A 16,194-nucleotide genomic window follows, 5' to 3' on the forward strand; every position below is an offset into this window, starting at 1 on the left:
ATGGGTATAAAGTTTCTTAATCCTGTTACTCCATCTTCTCGTGGGACTGTTTTAGTAAGCAGAGTGGGTTTGTCAAAAGATAAGCCAGAAAAGTCCCTCACATGCGGTAAAAAGTCTCGTGGTGGAAGAAATAATTATGGTAGAATTACAACTCGTCATCAGGGCGGTGGTCACAAGAAGACATATAGAATTATAGATTTTAAGCGTAATAGGGGAGGTCAAGCTATTGTAGAAAAGATAGAGTATGATCCAAATAGAAGTGGATTTTTAGCATTAATATCGTATAAAGAAGATAATACCAAGTCTTATATATTAGCTCCTCAGGGTATGAAGCTTGGTGATGTAATTATGTCGGGTGAGGATGCTGATATTCTACCGGGGAATTGTTTATTGTTAAAGAATATACCTGTGGGCTCTTTTGTTCATAATATTGAATTGAAGCCAGGTAATGGTGCTGCAATTGCGAGATCTGCCGGTTGTTATGCGCAAATTGTTGGTCGTGATGGTCAATATGTTTTGTTGCGTCTTAGATCTGGTCAAGTTAGATTGATTTTATCTTCTTGTAAAGCTACTATTGGTGTAGTATCTAATCCTGATCATAAAAATAGAAAATTAGGTAAGGCTGGAAGAAGTAGATGGCTTGGAATTAGACCTACTGTCCGTGGAGTTGCAATGAATCCAGTTGATCATCCTCATGGAGGAGGGGAGGGAAAAACTTCTGGTGGTCGTCATCCTGTTACTCCTTGGGGTGTTTCAACTAAAGGAAAGAAAACTAGAAAGAGAAATAAATCAAGTAATAAATATATAAAGCAATTAAAAGGTTAATTTATGAGTAGATCTGCGTGGAAGCCTCCTTTTTGTCATCCTTCTGTATTAAAGAAAGTAAAAAGTGCTTTAAGTAAGGGGCTTATTCATATGGCTATCAAGACTCATTCTAGGGCATCTGTTATTCTTCCTAATTTTTTAGGTTTGAAATTTGCTGTTTATAATGGAAAGGATTATATTCCAGTTAATGTTAATGATCAAAATATGATAGGTCATAGGTTTGGTGAATTTTCACCAACTCGTAAATTTACTGGACATAGTGGTGATAAAAAGGTGACGAGAAGGTAATTGATATGAGAAATGATTTAATGGTTGAAGCTAGTTCTAGAGTTTTAAAATCTACTCCCCGTAAATTAAATTTAGTTGCTGGGTTGGTACGTGGTAAGAATGTTTCTTTTGCTACAACACAGTTGAAATTTTGTGAAAAGAAAGCTGCTAATCTTATAAATAAAGTATTGAATTCTGCGATTGCTAATGCTCAATATAATTATGGCTTAGATATTGATAATTTATATGTAAAAGAAATCTTAATAGGTAAGTCTTTTACCTTGCGTAGGGTATATCCAAAAGCTATGGGTAGGGCGAATAGGGTTAGTAAGCGTTATAGTAATATAACTATAAAATTAGGAGAAGTGATATGATTTATGAAAGTAAAAATTTGACAAGGAAAGTATAAAATATGGGACAAAAAGTTAATCCTATAGGATTTAGATTAAAGATAGGCGCTAATACCTGGGATTCTATTTGGTATGCTGATAAAGATTACAAGCAGAAATTGCATCAAGATTTATCTATTCGTAGTTATATCAATAAATCTTTCAAGCATGCTGGTATTTCTAAAGTAATTATTGAACGTAAAGTTGATTTGGTATCTATAACGATACATTCATCTAGACCTGGGGTTGTGATAGGTAAAAAAGGTTCTGATATTGAGAAAATAAAGCAGAGAATAGCTGAAGAAGTGAAAAGTAATGTAGAGGTGAATGTGATAGAGGTTAAAAGAGCTGAAATAAATGCAGCTTTAATCTCAAGTAGTATTGCGCAGCAGTTGGAAAAAAGAGTTTCTTTCAGAAGAGCTATGAAGAAGGCTATTCAGAGTTGTTTGAGGATGGGTGGTAGAGGTATTAAGGTTAGTTGTTCTGGGCGTCTTGGTGGGGCTGAAATAGCTCGTACTGAGTGGTATAAAGAAGGTCGTTTACCCTTACACACTTTACGTGCTAATATAGATTATGCTTTGTGTGAAGCGAAGACTATATATGGCATTATAGGGGTTAAGGTTTGGGTTTATATTGGTAGTTAAGGTATATTGAAGTGTTTGTTCCTAAGAAGAGTAGATATAGAAAGGCATTTAAAGGGCGAATAAAGGGTAATACAAAAGGTGGTAGCACATTATCTTTTGGCGATTATGGTTTAAAAGCTATGGAAGCGGGTAGGATTCAGTCTAAGCATATTGAAACTGCTAGACGTGTGATATCTAGAACTTTAAAACGTTCTGGTAAAGTATGGATAAGAATCTTTCCTGATACTCCTGTTAGCAAAAAACCAGCAGATGTGCGTATGGGTAAAGGAAAGGGTAGTGTTGAGTTTTGGGTATTTAAAGCCAAACCAGGTAGGATTTTGTTTGAAATTAGTAATGATGTTCCTATGCATTTGGCAAAGTTGGCACTTGAGAAGGCAATTGCTAAACTTCCTATAAAGTGTAAATTTGTATGTAATTAAATGGAGCAATAATGGATATAGCTGATATTAGATCTAAATCTTTACAAGAATTAGATGAGACTCTTGTAAAATTAAGGAAAGAGTTTGTTAATTTAGCTTTTCAAAGAAAATTGGGACAATGTAGTAATGTTTCGCGTTTTGGTCTGATAAGGAAGAACATAGCTCGTATTTTAACTGTATTAAATGAAAGAAGAAGGAAAAAAAAGGATGTCTAAAAGAGTTTTTTGTGGTATTGTAACTAAAGCTGGATGTAATAAAACTGTAAAAGTTTCAGTATTGAAGGTATATAAAGATAAACTATATAAGAAAATCATCAAAAAGCATAAGCAATATACAGCGCATGATGAGAGTAATAGTTATAAAGAAGGAGATAAGGTTTTAATACAAGAAAATAAGCCTATTTCTGTTACGAAAAGGTGGATTGTTGTTAATAAAGTAATATGATTCAGAAAAATACATTGTTGGAAGTAGCTGATAATTCTGGTGCTCGTGAAGTGCTTTGTATTGGTTTATTGGGTGGTAGAAAATCTGCATCTATAGGTGATACAATTATTGTGTCAACTAAATCTATTAATCCAAAAGGGAAGGTTGAAAAAGGAAAAGTATATAGGGCAGTTGTAGTGAGAGTAAAAAATCGTATTAAGAAGTCTGATGGCTCTTCAATTCGCTTTTCTAGTAATGCTGTAGTTTTGATTAATAATCAAGGTGAACCACTTGGTACAAGGGTATTTGGTCCTATTAAGAAGTTACCATCTGGTTCTTTTATGAAGATAATGTCATTAGCTGTTGAGGTTTTATAATGAGTGCTAAAGTAAGAAGTGGTGATGACGTTATAGTTATAACTGGACAAGATAAAGGAAAGATTGGTAAGGTAATTAAAGTAATTACGCGTGATAATAAACGGAAAGTGATTGTTTCTGGAGTTAATATGTGTAAAAAACATACCAAGCCAAGAGCTGGTAGTAATGGTAGTATATTGAGCAAGGAGTTAGCTATTGATGTATCGAATATTGCTACATTAGATCCTAAGTATAAAACTCCAACTAAAGTGGGGTTGAAAGTTATAGATGGTAAAAAAGTGCGTTTTGCGAAAGTTTCTGGAGAAGTGATAGATTAATGTTTAAAGAATTATATAAAAATAGTATAATAAAATCTTTGAAAGATGAATTCAATTATGGCAATATAATGCAGGTGCCTAAGCTTGTCAAAGTATGCGTCAATATGGGAGTTGGAGATGCTGCTGCAGATAGTAAGGCAATCAATGAGTCATTTGATAGTCTGTATTTAATTTCTGGGCAAAAGCCTGTGTCAACTTCTGCAAAGAAGTCTATTTCTGGCTTTAAAATTAGAAAAGGCGCTACGGTGGGTTGTAAGGTTACTTTGCGTAGAGATAAAATGTATGAATTTTTAGAGAGGTTGGTATACATTGCTTTACCAAGGGAAAAAGATTTTAGAGGATTTAGCATAAAGCAGTTTGATGGTAATGGTAATTTTTCTTTTGGTATAAAAGAACATATTTCATTTTTAGAGATAGATTATGATAAAATAAGCAAAATTAGAGGTATGGATATTAATATTATAACAAGTGCAGCTAGCGATCGGGAAGCAAAGGCGTTATTGTTGGCTTTCAAGTTTCCTTTTTTTGATTGAGAGAAGAAATATATGGCAAAAAAATCTATGATACAAAGAAATCTTCGTAGAATCGAGTTGTGTGGTCGATATAAGGAGAAAAGGAAGGAGTTAAAAGCTATAATAAATAATAAAAATTTATCTATTAGTGAAAGGTTTGCAGCTCAAAATAAATTAATTAAGGAATTGCCTAGAGATTCTTCTAAGGTTAGAATTAGAAATAGGTGTGCTTTGACTGGAAGGCCAAGAGGAGTGTATAGAGAATTTGGTTTAAGCAGGATTGTTTTGCGTGATTTATGTGCTTTTGGGCAAATTCCAGGAGTAATGAAGTCGAGTTGGTAAATGTAGTATGAGGAATATATAGTGGCGTTATCTGATAGTATTGGTGATTTTTTGACAAGAATACGTAATGCTCAATTAGCAATGCATAGGACAACAAAAGTTCTATTTTCTAAGGTGAATTCTTCTATGTTGGAAATTTTGAAAGAAGAGGGGTATATTGCTGATTATCAAAAGGAGATTATAGACAATATATCTTATTTTATTGTAAAATTAAAGTATTTTGAGAAAGCTCCTGTGATTAAGTATATAGTTAGGGTGTCAAAGCCAGGTTGTCGTCGTTATTCTAGATGTAAAGATATTGCAAAGGCCTATAATGGGCTTGGCATTTATATTATATCAACGTCTCAAGGAGTTATGACTGACTCTAATGCTCGTAAATTAAAAGTTGGTGGAGAAATTTTGTGTCGTATATTTTAAATTATAGGAGCAATTCATGTCTCGTGTAGGTGCTGCGCCTATCAATATTCCTACTGGTGTTTCAGTTGAGTATAGTGATGGTAAAATGTTAATAAAAAGTGCTAAAGCAGAAAAAGAGCTTAGTATTTGTAGTGGTGTTATATGCAAAGTTATTGATAATCAATTGTTGCTTTCTATTGATGAAGATCAAGATGAAGTAAAGCCTATGTGGGGCACTGATAGAAGTAATATTAATAATATCATCAATGGTATGGTTAATGGCTTTTCTGTTGATCTTGAAATTAATGGTGTTGGGTATAAAGCAGAGTGTGATGGCAAATATTTGACTTTGTATCTTGGTTATAGTCATAATGTTAAGTATAAAGTGCCTAAGGATGTTGAGATTAAGTGTTTAAAGCCAACTCATATAGTAGTGAGTGGTATGGATAAGCAAAAAGTCTATATGGTGGCATCTGATATATGTAAAATTAGAAAATATGATCCTTATAAGGGTAAAGGTATTGTAATAAAAGGCAAATTTATGTTGCGCAAAGTTGTAAGTAAAAAGAAGTAATTGAGATGAGAAGATTATATAATTTTTTAAGTAATGCTGAAAAAAGAAGGTTACGTAATAGGGGGAGAATTAACAGAGATGGTGAGCGATTGCGTATATCTGTATTTAAATCTAACAAGCATTTTTATGCTCAGTTGATTAATGATGAAAAAGGGGTAACTCTTACCTCAGCTTCAACTTTAGATGGGAAGATTAGAGGTGCATGCAAAGGAAAAGTAAACGCTGAAGCTGTAAAGCAAGTTGCTTCTTTAATGATTGAACGTCTTGCTGATATTAAATTAGAGCAAGAATTGGTGTTTGATCGTGGATCATATAAGTATACAGGGCTGGTTTCTCAGTTTGCTGAAGCTTTGAGAGCTTCTGGGTTTAAGTTTTAGAAGGTTTTGGAGATATGGCTGTAAAAAATTTACAAAATAATAACGATTTATCGGAGCTTTTAGTTTCAGTGCGAAGGGTAACTACAGTTACCAAAGGTGGTAGAAGGTTCTCATTTTCAATATTGGTTGTTGTTGGAGATGAAAAGGGAAGAGTAGGCTGTGGAATAGGTAAACATGCAGAAGTTGCTGAAGCGAGAATAAAAGCTGTAAATGCTGCAAAAAAATCGATGATAAGGGTTTATTTACGTGAAGGTAGGACTTTGCATCATGATATTAAAGCTAAGTTTTGTTCTGGTGAAATCACTTTAAGGGCAGCAAGAGCTGGAACAGGTATTATTGCTGGTGGAGCGATGAGGTCTGTTTTTGAAGTTCTTGGCATAAAAGATGTAGTTGCTAAGTCTACTAGATCAAATAATCCTCATAATGTGATATGTGCGGTATTTGAAGCTTTTAATAGTATGCTATCTCCTCGTCAGGTAGCAGGTAAGAGAGGCAAAAAGATTAGCGAGATAGTTGGAAATAGGTAGTAGGATATGACTAAATTAAATTCTATATTTACTGATTTGCCTAAGAAAAAAAAACCTAAGTTGCTAGGCAGGGGCATTGGTTGTGGTAAAGGAAAAACATCTGGTAGAGGTCATAAGGGACAAAAAGCTAGAAGTGGAGTTTCCATAAATGGATTTGAGGGTGGGCAGCAATCTATATATACTCGCTTACCTAAAAGAGGTTTTAGATCTATACGTAAAAATGTATATTCTATCATCAATCTTGTTGATGTGCAGCGTTTAATAGAAGCTAAGAAAATAGCTGAAGGTTCTGTTATAGATAAAGAAACGTTGCATAAGTTAGGTTTTATAAAATCTGTTAAAAATAAGATTAAGCTTCTTGGCAAGGGGAGTTTAAGTGAAAAATTTGTATTTCATGTTGACTTTGTGTCAGAAGCCGCGAAAGAAGCTGTCGTTTCAGTTGGTGGTAGTGTAGAAATACTATCATAAATCATGAGTAATAAATCAGCATTTAATAGCCTAGATCCTGCGTTATTATATAAAAGTGATTTGTTAAAGCATATATTTTTTACATTAATAGCTTTAATTTGTTATCGTTTGGGTACTTATGTTCCTATTCCTGGAATTAATCTTGATGTAATTAACGATATATTTCCTAAAGAAGGTTCTGGTGTTTTTGGAGTATTCAATTTATTTTCTGGTGGTGCATTAGCTAGAATGACGATTTTAGCGTTAAATGTTATGCCATATATAGTTGCATCTATAGTTATGCAATTGCTGTCTTCTGCTGTTAAAGGAATCAATGAAGTAAAGAATGATGGAGAGTTAGGTCGTCGCAAGATGAATTCTTATATACGCTACATGACCATAGTGTTTTGTATATTTCAATCAATTCCAATTCTAGTTGGATTAGAGGGAATGAATAGGGAAGGGGTATTAGTTGTAATCGAGCCTGGTATTATGTTTCGTACGGTTGGTGTTTTTAGCCTTTTGGGTGGAACTATGTTCCTTATATGGCTTGGTGAGAGAATTAGTGCTAGTGGTGTGGGTAATGGTATCTCATTAATTATTTTTACGGGCATAATTTCAGAACTGCATGGAGCTTTATCATCTCTCTTGGCTTTGAATAAAAACGGCAGCATATCATTGTTTGTTGTTTTATCTATTTTAGCGTTATTTTTTTTTCTATTACTTTTAGTCATTTTTGTAGAATCGTCTTACAGAAAAGTAGTTGTGCAATACCCTAAAAAGCAATTTAAACAACAACATAATGATGATTTTACTTATATTCCACTGAAGATTAATCTCTCTGGTGTAATACCGACTATTTTTGCTAATGCACTTTTATTAACCCCTATTTCAATTGCAAATTTCTATAAAGGGCATGTTGTTGCTGATTTTATTTTAAATTACTTTATGGCGAATAAAGTGGTATATATAATAGCTTACTTGACGCTCATAGTATTTTTTAACTTTTTTTATACTAATTTTATATTTAATCCAGAAGAAAATGCAGGTTTTCTTAAAAAGAACAACGGTTTTATTCCTGGTATAAGGCCTGGAAAACATACTGCTGATTATCTCCAGAATATAGTTTTTAAATTGACGTTTATTGGGTCTGCATATTTAGTAGTAATATGTACTGTGCCTGAAGTGATGAGGTATCATTATGACATACCATTTATTTTTGGTGGAACTAGTTTGTTAATTATAGTGAGTGTAATTACTGATACTATTATTCAAATACAATCTTATATTTTTTCAAGTAGATATGATAATTGGATAAAAAAATATGAATCTAAAAAGGGAAAATTGGTAAAATGATCATTACAATTTTTGGCCCTCCCGGTTCTGGTAAAGGTACTCAGTCAAATTTACTAATAGCGAAATATGATTTAAAGCTAATTTCAGTAGGAGATTTGTTGAGGAACATTATATCCAGCGGCAGTGAATTGGGCAACAAAATTAAGGGTATTGTCGAATCTGGTAATTTAATTCAAGATGAAATTATATGTAAGTTGCTAAAGGATCAGCTTGAATTAATAGGTGATAGGCTTTTATTGGATGGCTTTCCAAGAAATCTTAATCAGGCACGTTTTTTAACGCAAGTTTTGCAAGAAAAATATAATAGGGATGTTGATGTTGTAATCGAGTTGCAGCTTGATGATGATATTGCGATCAATAGATTAAAAAATCGTATTGTTTGTTTGGATTGTAAGAGTATATATAGTATATCTTCTTTTAATGGTGATATTTGTGTTAAATGTAAAAGTACAAGATTGGAGAAGAGGGTTGATGATGCTGATATGTCAGCGATCAATAAGAGAATAAGTGAATATCATCTTCAAATGAAGGGTTTGCGTGATTATTATAAAGAAAAATTGTTAAAAATTAATGCTAATTTGGGTGTTGATGAAGTAACACAAGAGATTGAAAGTAAAATTTCTTATAATTTAGTTTGACTCTAAGTTATTTTATGGTATAAATTAAGAGTTATTATTAATAAAGTATCGGGGTACAAGTGGCACGTGTTGCAGGTGTAAATGTTCCAGTGAAGAAATGCGTTCCTTTCGCATTAACTTATATATATGGCATAGGTATTGCTACCGCAAATACAATTTGCTATGCTTGCGGGATTGATAAGAATAAACGTATTTCAGAGTTGCATTCTGAGGATATAGAGAAGATTAGTGGCTTTATTAGGCAAAATTATACTATAGAAGGTGAGTTAAGAAAAGAAGTTGCCATGAATATAAAGTCTCTGGTTGAAATAGGGTGTTATAGAGGAGTGAGGCATAGGAAAGGTTTGCCTGTAAGGGGTCAAAGAACTCATACTAATGCTAAAACTCGTAAGGGTAGATCTCGTTTGCCTGTTGCTGGAAAAAAATAAATTTGTTGTTGTTGTAAATTTTAATGAAAAGAGTCAAGACGATTGGTAGAAGTGCAAAAAAGTTTATTACTGGAGTTGTTTATATTCGTGCAACTTTTAATAATACTTTTATAAATGTGACTGATGTTCAAGGTAATACATTATATCAAACTTCTGTAGGTGCATATGGTTTTTCAGGTGCAAGAAAATCTACGCCTTATGCTGCAGGTAAGGCTGCAGAATCTGCTGGAAAGAATGCAGTAGACAGGTTTGATATGAAGGTTGTTTCTGTAGTAATTCGTGGTCCTGGTTTTGGTGCTGAAGCTGCGGTTAAGGCGCTTCAAAGCTGTGGATTAACGGTTACCTCAATTGCAGATAAAACTGCTATTCCTCATAATGGATGCAGATTAAGAAAAAAAAGAAGAGTATAGGTTGTTTATGTCTTATAGTGATAATGTTTCTTTCTATGCAGATAAGCTGATTAAGCCTAATGCAGTTAAGGTGATATTGGGAGATTCAAGTGAAAAAGGTGATATAGTTTTAGAGCCATTAGAGAGTGGTTTTGCTTTAACATTGGGTAATGCATTGAGGCGTATCATGCTATCTTCTCTGAGGGGTAGTGCTGTTTATGGAATAAAGATTCAGGGAATAACGCATGAATTCACTTCCATTCAAGGAATTAGAGAAGATGTCACTGATATAGTATTAAATATGAGTATGTTAAGGTGCAAATTATTAGATGGAGTTTCTAATAAATGCTTGAATTTGAGTGTTAAGGGTCCTTGTGAAGTGTTGGCTGGCATGATAGAAGCTGATGATGAGTGTTCTATAATTAATAAAGATTTATTGATATGTACGCTAGGTCAGGGTGCAGAGCTTAATATGACCATATATGTTGGTGCTGGAACGGGTTATCTTCCTGTAACTAAATACAAGGAAAATGAGTTTTTAAAACTGATTAATGAAGAAGATTTAACAGGATTTATACCAGTTAATGCGTTATATAGTCCTGTAAGTAGGGTTTCGTATAAAGTAGAGAATAGTCGTGTTGGTCAGGTTACTGATAAAGATAAGTTAATATTGTCAGTTGAGACTGATGGTACAATCTCTTCTGGTGAAGCTGTTGATTCTGCTGCAAGGATATTACAGGAGCAACTTCAGCCTTTAATTAGTTCTGATGTCAGTTATAAAAAGCCAATTGCTTCTTCATCTAACGTATCTAAGGAACTGGGCTATAGTCCTAATTTATTACTTAAGGTAGAGGTGATGGATTTATCTGTTAGGTCACACAACTGTTTAAAGAATGAAAATATTGTTTATGTAGGTGATCTTGCGCGTAGGACAGAAAGTGATATGTTAAGAACTGCTAATTTTGGAAGGAAATCTTTAACTGAGATTAGAAAAGCTTTAGCGGATCTTGGCTTATCTTTAGGTATGGATGTGCCAAATTGGCCACCTAAAGATATAGATGAACTGGCTAAGCAGTATGTAGATCAAGATTAGGTGATATATGAAGCATGGAATAAAGAAACGTAAGCTATCTCGTTATACTGAGCATAGGTTGTCAATGTTGAAAAATTTATCTATCTCATTAATTAATCACGAGCAGATTGTAACTACTTTACCAAAGGCTAAGGAATTACGTCCATATGTGGAAAAATTTATTACGATTGCTAAAAATAGGAATACTTTGCATGGTAGAAGGCTTTTACTTGCACGTCTTCATAACGATAAGATGGCAGTGGATAAACTATTAAACGTTTTAGCTGGTCGCTATCAGAATCGTAATGGTGGGTATTCTAGAATAATGAAGTTTGGTACTCGAAAAGGTGATTGTGCTCCAATAGCAGTAATAGAATTAGTAGATAGGGACACTGCAGCAAAAGGTGCAGTCTATAATAAAAGTAAAACACAAAATTAATTTATCAGTTGTTAATGATGAATAATTTGCGCTACTTTATAGGCTACTTTGGTGAATTATTAGTTTTGACATATTTGAAGCTAAAGTGGTATAATATTGTAAAGCATCGCTATCGTTGTAAATTTGGTGAAGTAGATTTAATTGCATCTAAAAAAAAGGAGCTTATTTTTATAGAAGTTAAAACGAGTTTATTTTGGCAAGTAATACCAATATCTGACTATCAATGCCGATCTATTGTAAACTCCTCTAAGTATTTTTTAAGTAGGAATCTTAATTTTTTAGATTGTGCAATTAGATATGATTTGTGCTTTCTTTCTTTAAGGAAATGGCCTATTTATATAAAAAATGCTTGGGTTGAAGAGTAAAGATTTATGAGAAGGACTCATTACAATAATTTGGTTTCGTCTTATGCTAGGGTGTTATTTCATGTTGCAGAAGGTAAGCTGAGAGACATAAGAAAAGAAGTAGAATTTTTGTTGGCTTTTTTTGAAGATCATCAAGGTGTTTTAATGCATTTGTATAGTCCTATAACTTCTCTTGCATCCAAAAAGGAAATAATATTTTCTATGGAAGAGCACTTAAGCGGTAGTGTAATGAAGTTTATAATGGTTATGTTTGTAAATAAACGTTCTCGTTTGTTAATCCCTGTGTTAGAAAAATTCTTAGGTTTTGTAAGAGAAAGTGAAAATGAGCTTGAGATTACTATAAAATCAGCAGAGATTTTAACAGAATCAGATATAAAAATAATTACTGAATCTTTGAGTTTTCTCGGTAAAATAGTAAAGGTAAGCTCTGTCATAGACCCTTCTATTCTTGGTGGTTTTGAGATTAGGTATGGCTTTAATTTGATTGATGCTTCGCTAAAAAGCTACTTAGATAGGTTAGTCAATTTGAGTAAAACAGAAATATTGAAAGTAAGGAATTTTGTATGAAAAACGATGTGAATGCTTCTGAAATAGTAAATAAACTTAAGGAGAAGGTTGAGGCATTTGATAACCCTATAAAGCGAGAAAATATAGGTGAAGTTATTTCGGTAGCCGATGGTATTGCTTTAGTTTATGAGTTGAAAGAAGCGAAGTTCGGTGAAAAGGTATTTTTTGCAAGTGGTAGAGAAGGAATAGTTCTGGATTTAGATCATGATACAGCCGGAATAGTAATTCTTGGTAATGAGCGTGATGTAAAAGAAGGAGATATTGTAAAATGTAGTGGCGACGTTGTGCAAGTGCCTGTAGGACATGAATTTCTAGGAAGAGTTGTTAATGCATTGGGTGAGCCTATAGATGGTGGTGAGGAAATTAGCGCTAAAAGCAGAATGGATATAGAATCAAAAGCACCTGGAATTATTGATCGTAAATCTGTACATGAACCGTTGCAAACGGGAATTAAAATTATAGATTTACTTATTCCAATAGGAAGAGGGCAGCGTGAGTTAATTATTGGTGATAGGCAAATTGGAAAAACAACTATCGCGCTTGACACTATTATCAATCAAAAAAAGATTAATGATGAAGTGGATGAAAAGCAGAAGGTTTACTGTGTTTATGTTGCTATTGGACAAAAAATTTCAACAGTAGCAAAAGTGGTGAATAAGCTAAAAGAAAGTGGAGCATTGGAATATACTACTGTAGTTGTGGCTAGTGCCTCTGACTGCGCGTCTATGCAATTTTTAGCACCATATACTGGTTGTACTATCGGGGAATTTTTCCGTGATAATGGAATGCATTGTTTAGTGGTATATGATGATTTATCGAAGCATGCTGTAGCATATAGACAGATGTCTTTATTGTTAAGACGTCCTCCTGGTCGTGAAGCTTATCCTGGAGATATATTCTATGTGCATTCCCGCTTGCTTGAAAGAGCTGCTAAAATGTCTGATGAGAAAGGGCAAGGGTCTTTAACCGCTTTACCGATTATTGAAACTCAAGCTGGTGATGTGTCTGCATATGTACCGACTAACGTTATCTCAATTACTGATGGACAAATTTTCCTTGAGTCTGAATTATTTCATAAAGGGTTCCGCCCTGCGGTGAATATAGGTTTGTCAGTTTCGCGTGTTGGCTCTGCTGCGCAGTTAAAAGCTGTGAAGAAGGTTGCTGGTTCTATAAAGCTAAGTTTAGCTCAATATAGGGAGTTAGAAGATTTTGCAAAATTTGGTTCTGATCTTGATGCAAGTGTTCAATTAGCTCTGAATAAAGGAAAGTACCTTGTGGAATTATTAAAACAGAAGCAGCATTCTCCTATACCAGTAGAGGAGCAAGTGTTACTGATGTATATTTTCTCTAGTTTATATGAGCAATTAAGTAAGGTGCAGTTAAATGATATCAATAAGTTTGAACATGATCTGATAGGTTACTTTCATGCTGCATGTCCTGACGTTTTAAAAAAGTTGTCAAATGACATGAGTGATGATATAAAAAATGAGATTTTTAATATTGTGAGTAATTTTGTTACTCAGTTTAATGATGTTTAGGTGGTGATTATGGCTTCGTCCATTATTAGTAAATTTCCTATAACAAAGGAAGGTTTTGAGCAAATGCAGGCAAAGCTTGAAAAATTAAAGGAAGAAAAGCCTTCAGTGATTCAGGCAATTTCCGATGCGCGTGATCAAGGTGATTTATCTGAGAATGCAGAATATCATGCTGCACGTGAGAGGTTAGGCTTTATTGAGGGTCGTATAATGGAAGTGGAGAATAAGATTTCACATGCAGAAGTAATAGAAGCAAAAGATTTATCTGGTGATTCAGTGATGTTTGGTGCAACTGTTACGCTAAGTATGCTGAATGATGATGATACTGAAGTAGAATATGTTTATAAAATTGTTGGTGAATATGAAGCTGATGTTTCAAAACAATTAATATCTACTAGTTCACCACTGGGCAGTGCTTTAATTGGCAAAAAAGTTGGAGAATATGTGGAGGTTATTGTGCCAAGTGGAGAGAAGTTATATAAAATAGTTAAAATTGAGTTTAAATAAATATATGGCACAAATGGATAGTGATATACTGATCGATGTGCAAGGAATTTCTTCTGTAGAGGAAGTGTTGGAAGATGCAAGAGCTGGTAAGTTATTTATACTAGTTGATGATGAAAATAGAGAAAATGAAGGGGATCTAATTGTTTTAGCTGAAAAAGTAAAGCCAGAGCATATTGCTTTTATGGTAAGATATGGTACTGGTATTGTATTTCTAGCCATGACAGAGCTTCATATGAAAAGATTAGACCTTGATTTTATGAAGAGAAGTAATGTTGATGAAAAGCTTATACCCCATACTGCATTTACTACGTCAATCGATGCACGTTATGGTATTACAACAGGTGTGTCTGCTAGTGAAAGAGCACATACAATACTTACTGCTGTTGATGAAAAAAGCACCAAAGACGATATTATTACTCCTGGTCATGTTTTTCCTATTATTGCAAATGATGGTGGAGTATTAGTACGCAATGGTCATACTGAAGCTAGCGTTGAAGTAGCAAAATTAGTTGGCTTAAGTCATGCAGCTGTTGGATGCGAGTTGGTAAATGATGATGGTTCTATGATGCGCTTACCTGAGCTGCTTAAATTTGCTGAACAACATAAAATTAAGTTAACTACAATTGACAAACTTGTTAGCTACGTTAAAAATTAAACTAGTATTTATAAATTTGTATAGTTTTAGTGCTAGAATGTAGAGTCTTCACAGATTATACAAATACAAAATTTTCATGCTTAAAATTGCTAAATTTTTAATGTTATTGTTCTTTTTTGTTTATTGTAGCAATGCTTATTCTGCTGGTATTATTAGAGATAGTGAAGTAGAAGCAATGGTGAAAGAGCTAGCGCAACCTTTATTTACTGCTGCAGATATTGATGGCGATCGAATAAAAGTTTTCATAATTAATGATAATTCAATTAATGCTTTTGTAGTGAATAATAATAGCATTTTTATTCACTTAGGGCTCTTACGATATTCGACTAAACCTAACGTTCTGCTGGGTATATTAGCACATGAAATTGCCCATATATCTGCTGGTCATGTATTGCAGATGAGAGGAGCTATGGGTTATTTTCAATCAATAGCAATGATTAGTTATATGGTGGGGTTAGTGTCGACCGTTATGATTAATCCCCAAATTGCTAGTGCAATTTTGCTAAGTGGCATATCACTGAGCTCTAGACTATTTTTTAATTATTCCCAGGAACAAGAAAATGTGGCAGATAGCTATGCTTTAAGATACCTCGATGAATCTGGCTATGATAATTCGGGTATGAAGGAAGTTTTTGATTATTTTAAAAGTCTTGAGCATGAGAATACCGATGCATACTTTCGTACTCATCCGCTTAGTGATAAACGCGTATTTGCCGTACAGCATTATAAAGTTAAAAATAATATAAAACCAATTTCTGTGGATAAGTTACTTAAATTTGAGCGCATGCTTGCAAAGCTTGATTCCTTTTTTTCTCCTATTCATGTTCTATCTAGTAAGTATGAGGATAATGAAAGAGTTTCTGAATACGTAAACGCTATAGTTTGTTATAGAAAGGGTAGAATAGAAGAGGCTATTAGCAGAGTAAATTCATTGATTCAGAAGTCAAGCAATGATCCTTATCTATATGAGTTAAAAGCGGAAATGCTATACAAAGTAGGAAGGTTAAATGAGGCGGTAGAAGCATATGAAGAATCACTTAAATATTTATCTGATGGTAATAGTTATTTAGTCAAACTTGCGTTGTCTCACACTTTGCTGTTAAGTGGTAATGCGAAAAAGGCTATTTTTTACCTCGAGAAGATTTTAAGTGCAGAGCCAAATAATGCTTTTATTTGGAAGTATTTAAGTATTGCATATAAGCGTGATGCTAATACGGCAATGCATTATTTTGCTTTGACAAAAAAGGCTTGTATTGAAGGTAACTTAAAGCAATTTGCAAAATATGCTGAATTAGCTGTTCAGACTTTACCAAAGGATAGCCCGTATTTATTGCAAATTGAAGATATGAGGCAATTTTATAATGTACATTCAGCTTTATGGCAAAAAAATAAATAGATAAGAGAGAA

Annotated in this window: 28 protein-coding genes; all 28 read left to right on the forward strand. The window is 33.6% G+C overall.

All coding sequences use genetic code 11. The annotated features are described in order from the left end of the window. The 28 genes from rplB (at nt 1) to HF197_RS00810 (ending at nt 16,183) form a co-directional block, all read left to right on the forward strand. A complete protein-coding gene (gene rplB / locus HF197_RS00675; protein ID WP_168463874.1) occupies nt 1–825 on the forward strand; it encodes a 50S ribosomal protein L2 in 825 nt (274 codons plus the stop codon). A 3-nt stretch (nt 826–828) separates the two neighbouring features. After that, nucleotides 829–1,113, forward strand: a complete 285-nt coding sequence (gene rpsS / locus HF197_RS00680; RefSeq protein ID WP_168463875.1) for a 30S ribosomal protein S19 — start codon at nt 829–831, stop codon at nt 1,111–1,113. A gap of 5 nt (nt 1,114–1,118) precedes the next feature. After that, nucleotides 1,119–1,466, forward strand: a complete 348-nt coding sequence (gene rplV, locus HF197_RS00685; protein WP_168463876.1) for a 50S ribosomal protein L22 — start codon at nt 1,119–1,121, stop codon at nt 1,464–1,466. Between the two features lie 38 nt (nt 1,467–1,504). Next, nucleotides 1,505–2,125: a 30S ribosomal protein S3 gene (gene rpsC, locus HF197_RS00690; protein ID WP_168463877.1), complete on the forward strand. Its 621-nt coding sequence runs from the start codon at nt 1,505–1,507 to the stop codon at nt 2,123–2,125. 11 nt (nt 2,126–2,136) lie between these two features. Beyond that, nucleotides 2,137–2,544, forward strand: coding sequence for a 50S ribosomal protein L16 (gene rplP, locus HF197_RS00695; RefSeq protein ID WP_168463878.1), 408 nt, complete (start codon nt 2,137–2,139; stop codon nt 2,542–2,544). Nucleotides 2,545–2,555: 11 nt separating this feature from the next. Further along, nucleotides 2,556–2,759, forward strand: coding sequence for a 50S ribosomal protein L29 (gene rpmC / locus HF197_RS00700; RefSeq protein WP_168463879.1), 204 nt, complete (start codon nt 2,556–2,558; stop codon nt 2,757–2,759). After that, on the forward strand, nt 2,728–2,988 hold the full coding sequence (gene rpsQ / locus HF197_RS00705; protein ID WP_174855526.1) for a 30S ribosomal protein S17: 261 nt from the start codon (nt 2,728–2,730) through the stop codon (nt 2,986–2,988). The genes rpmC and rpsQ overlap by 32 nt, the downstream gene beginning before the upstream one ends. Beyond that, complete coding sequence (rplN, locus tag HF197_RS00710; RefSeq protein ID WP_168463880.1) at nt 2,985–3,344, forward strand: 50S ribosomal protein L14; 360 nt, start codon at nt 2,985–2,987, stop codon at nt 3,342–3,344. Before rpsQ ends, rplN begins: the two co-directional genes overlap by 4 nt. Further along, complete coding sequence (rplX, locus tag HF197_RS00715; RefSeq protein ID WP_218938900.1) at nt 3,341–3,661, forward strand: 50S ribosomal protein L24; 321 nt, start codon at nt 3,341–3,343, stop codon at nt 3,659–3,661. Before rplN ends, rplX begins: the two co-directional genes overlap by 4 nt. Next, nucleotides 3,661–4,194: a 50S ribosomal protein L5 gene (gene rplE / locus HF197_RS00720; RefSeq protein WP_168463882.1), complete on the forward strand. Its 534-nt coding sequence runs from the start codon at nt 3,661–3,663 to the stop codon at nt 4,192–4,194. The genes rplX and rplE overlap by 1 nt, the downstream gene beginning before the upstream one ends. Before the next feature lie 12 nt (nt 4,195–4,206). Then, on the forward strand, nt 4,207–4,515 hold the full coding sequence (rpsN, locus tag HF197_RS00725) for a 30S ribosomal protein S14 (protein WP_168463883.1): 309 nt from the start codon (nt 4,207–4,209) through the stop codon (nt 4,513–4,515). 21 nt (nt 4,516–4,536) lie between these two features. Beyond that, a complete protein-coding gene (rpsH, locus tag HF197_RS00730) occupies nt 4,537–4,932 on the forward strand; it encodes a 30S ribosomal protein S8 (protein ID WP_168463884.1) in 396 nt (131 codons plus the stop codon). A 16-nt stretch (nt 4,933–4,948) separates the two neighbouring features. Then, entirely contained in the window at nt 4,949–5,485 is a 537-nt protein-coding gene (rplF, locus tag HF197_RS00735) for a 50S ribosomal protein L6 (RefSeq protein ID WP_168463885.1), read from the forward strand. A gap of 5 nt (nt 5,486–5,490) precedes the next feature. Then, nucleotides 5,491–5,862 (forward strand): 50S ribosomal protein L18, encoded by a 372-nt coding sequence (gene rplR, locus HF197_RS00740; protein ID WP_168463886.1) that lies wholly within the window; start codon nt 5,491–5,493, stop codon nt 5,860–5,862. 14 nt (nt 5,863–5,876) lie between these two features. After that, nucleotides 5,877–6,389 (forward strand): 30S ribosomal protein S5, encoded by a 513-nt coding sequence (rpsE, locus tag HF197_RS00745; protein WP_168463887.1) that lies wholly within the window; start codon nt 5,877–5,879, stop codon nt 6,387–6,389. A 6-nt stretch (nt 6,390–6,395) separates the two neighbouring features. Beyond that, complete coding sequence (gene rplO, locus HF197_RS00750) at nt 6,396–6,857, forward strand: 50S ribosomal protein L15 (RefSeq protein WP_168463888.1); 462 nt, start codon at nt 6,396–6,398, stop codon at nt 6,855–6,857. A 3-nt stretch (nt 6,858–6,860) separates the two neighbouring features. After that, entirely contained in the window at nt 6,861–8,192 is a 1,332-nt protein-coding gene (gene secY / locus HF197_RS00755) for a preprotein translocase subunit SecY (protein WP_168463889.1), read from the forward strand. After that, entirely contained in the window at nt 8,189–8,830 is a 642-nt protein-coding gene (locus HF197_RS00760; protein WP_168463890.1) for an adenylate kinase family protein, read from the forward strand. The genes secY and HF197_RS00760 overlap by 4 nt, the downstream gene beginning before the upstream one ends. A 59-nt stretch (nt 8,831–8,889) precedes the next feature. Continuing rightward, on the forward strand, nt 8,890–9,258 hold the full coding sequence (gene rpsM, locus HF197_RS00765) for a 30S ribosomal protein S13 (protein ID WP_168463891.1): 369 nt from the start codon (nt 8,890–8,892) through the stop codon (nt 9,256–9,258). A 23-nt stretch (nt 9,259–9,281) separates the two neighbouring features. After that, a complete protein-coding gene (gene rpsK, locus HF197_RS00770; RefSeq protein WP_168463892.1) occupies nt 9,282–9,668 on the forward strand; it encodes a 30S ribosomal protein S11 in 387 nt (128 codons plus the stop codon). A gap of 7 nt (nt 9,669–9,675) precedes the next feature. After that, nucleotides 9,676–10,740: a DNA-directed RNA polymerase subunit alpha gene (locus HF197_RS00775; protein ID WP_168463893.1), complete on the forward strand. Its 1,065-nt coding sequence runs from the start codon at nt 9,676–9,678 to the stop codon at nt 10,738–10,740. Nucleotides 10,741–10,747: 7 nt separating this feature from the next. Further along, nucleotides 10,748–11,158, forward strand: coding sequence for a 50S ribosomal protein L17 (rplQ, locus tag HF197_RS00780; RefSeq protein ID WP_168463894.1), 411 nt, complete (start codon nt 10,748–10,750; stop codon nt 11,156–11,158). 14 nt (nt 11,159–11,172) lie between these two features. Then, nucleotides 11,173–11,523 (forward strand): YraN family protein, encoded by a 351-nt coding sequence (locus HF197_RS00785; protein ID WP_168463895.1) that lies wholly within the window; start codon nt 11,173–11,175, stop codon nt 11,521–11,523. Nucleotides 11,524–11,529: 6 nt separating this feature from the next. Continuing rightward, nucleotides 11,530–12,090 carry an ATP synthase F1 subunit delta gene (atpH, locus tag HF197_RS00790; RefSeq protein WP_168463896.1) on the forward strand — a complete coding sequence of 187 codons (561 nt, stop codon included), beginning with the start codon at nt 11,530–11,532 and terminating at the stop codon, nt 12,088–12,090. Beyond that, nucleotides 12,087–13,628: a F0F1 ATP synthase subunit alpha gene (gene atpA, locus HF197_RS00795; RefSeq protein WP_168463897.1), complete on the forward strand. Its 1,542-nt coding sequence runs from the start codon at nt 12,087–12,089 to the stop codon at nt 13,626–13,628. Before atpH ends, atpA begins: the two co-directional genes overlap by 4 nt. Before the next feature lie 9 nt (nt 13,629–13,637). Further along, complete coding sequence (gene greA, locus HF197_RS00800; protein WP_168463898.1) at nt 13,638–14,132, forward strand: transcription elongation factor GreA; 495 nt, start codon at nt 13,638–13,640, stop codon at nt 14,130–14,132. Between the two features lie 13 nt (nt 14,133–14,145). Continuing rightward, a complete protein-coding gene (ribB, locus tag HF197_RS00805; RefSeq protein WP_168464852.1) occupies nt 14,146–14,787 on the forward strand; it encodes a 3,4-dihydroxy-2-butanone-4-phosphate synthase in 642 nt (213 codons plus the stop codon). 76 nt (nt 14,788–14,863) lie between these two features. Continuing rightward, nucleotides 14,864–16,183 carry a M48 family metalloprotease gene (locus tag HF197_RS00810; RefSeq protein ID WP_168463899.1) on the forward strand — a complete coding sequence of 440 codons (1,320 nt, stop codon included), beginning with the start codon at nt 14,864–14,866 and terminating at the stop codon, nt 16,181–16,183. The last annotated feature ends 11 nt before the right edge of the window (nt 16,184–16,194 follow it).

It is taken from the genome of Wolbachia endosymbiont of Ctenocephalides felis wCfeT, from assembly GCF_012277295.1.
Taxonomy (GTDB): Bacteria; Pseudomonadota; Alphaproteobacteria; order Rickettsiales; family Anaplasmataceae; genus Wolbachia.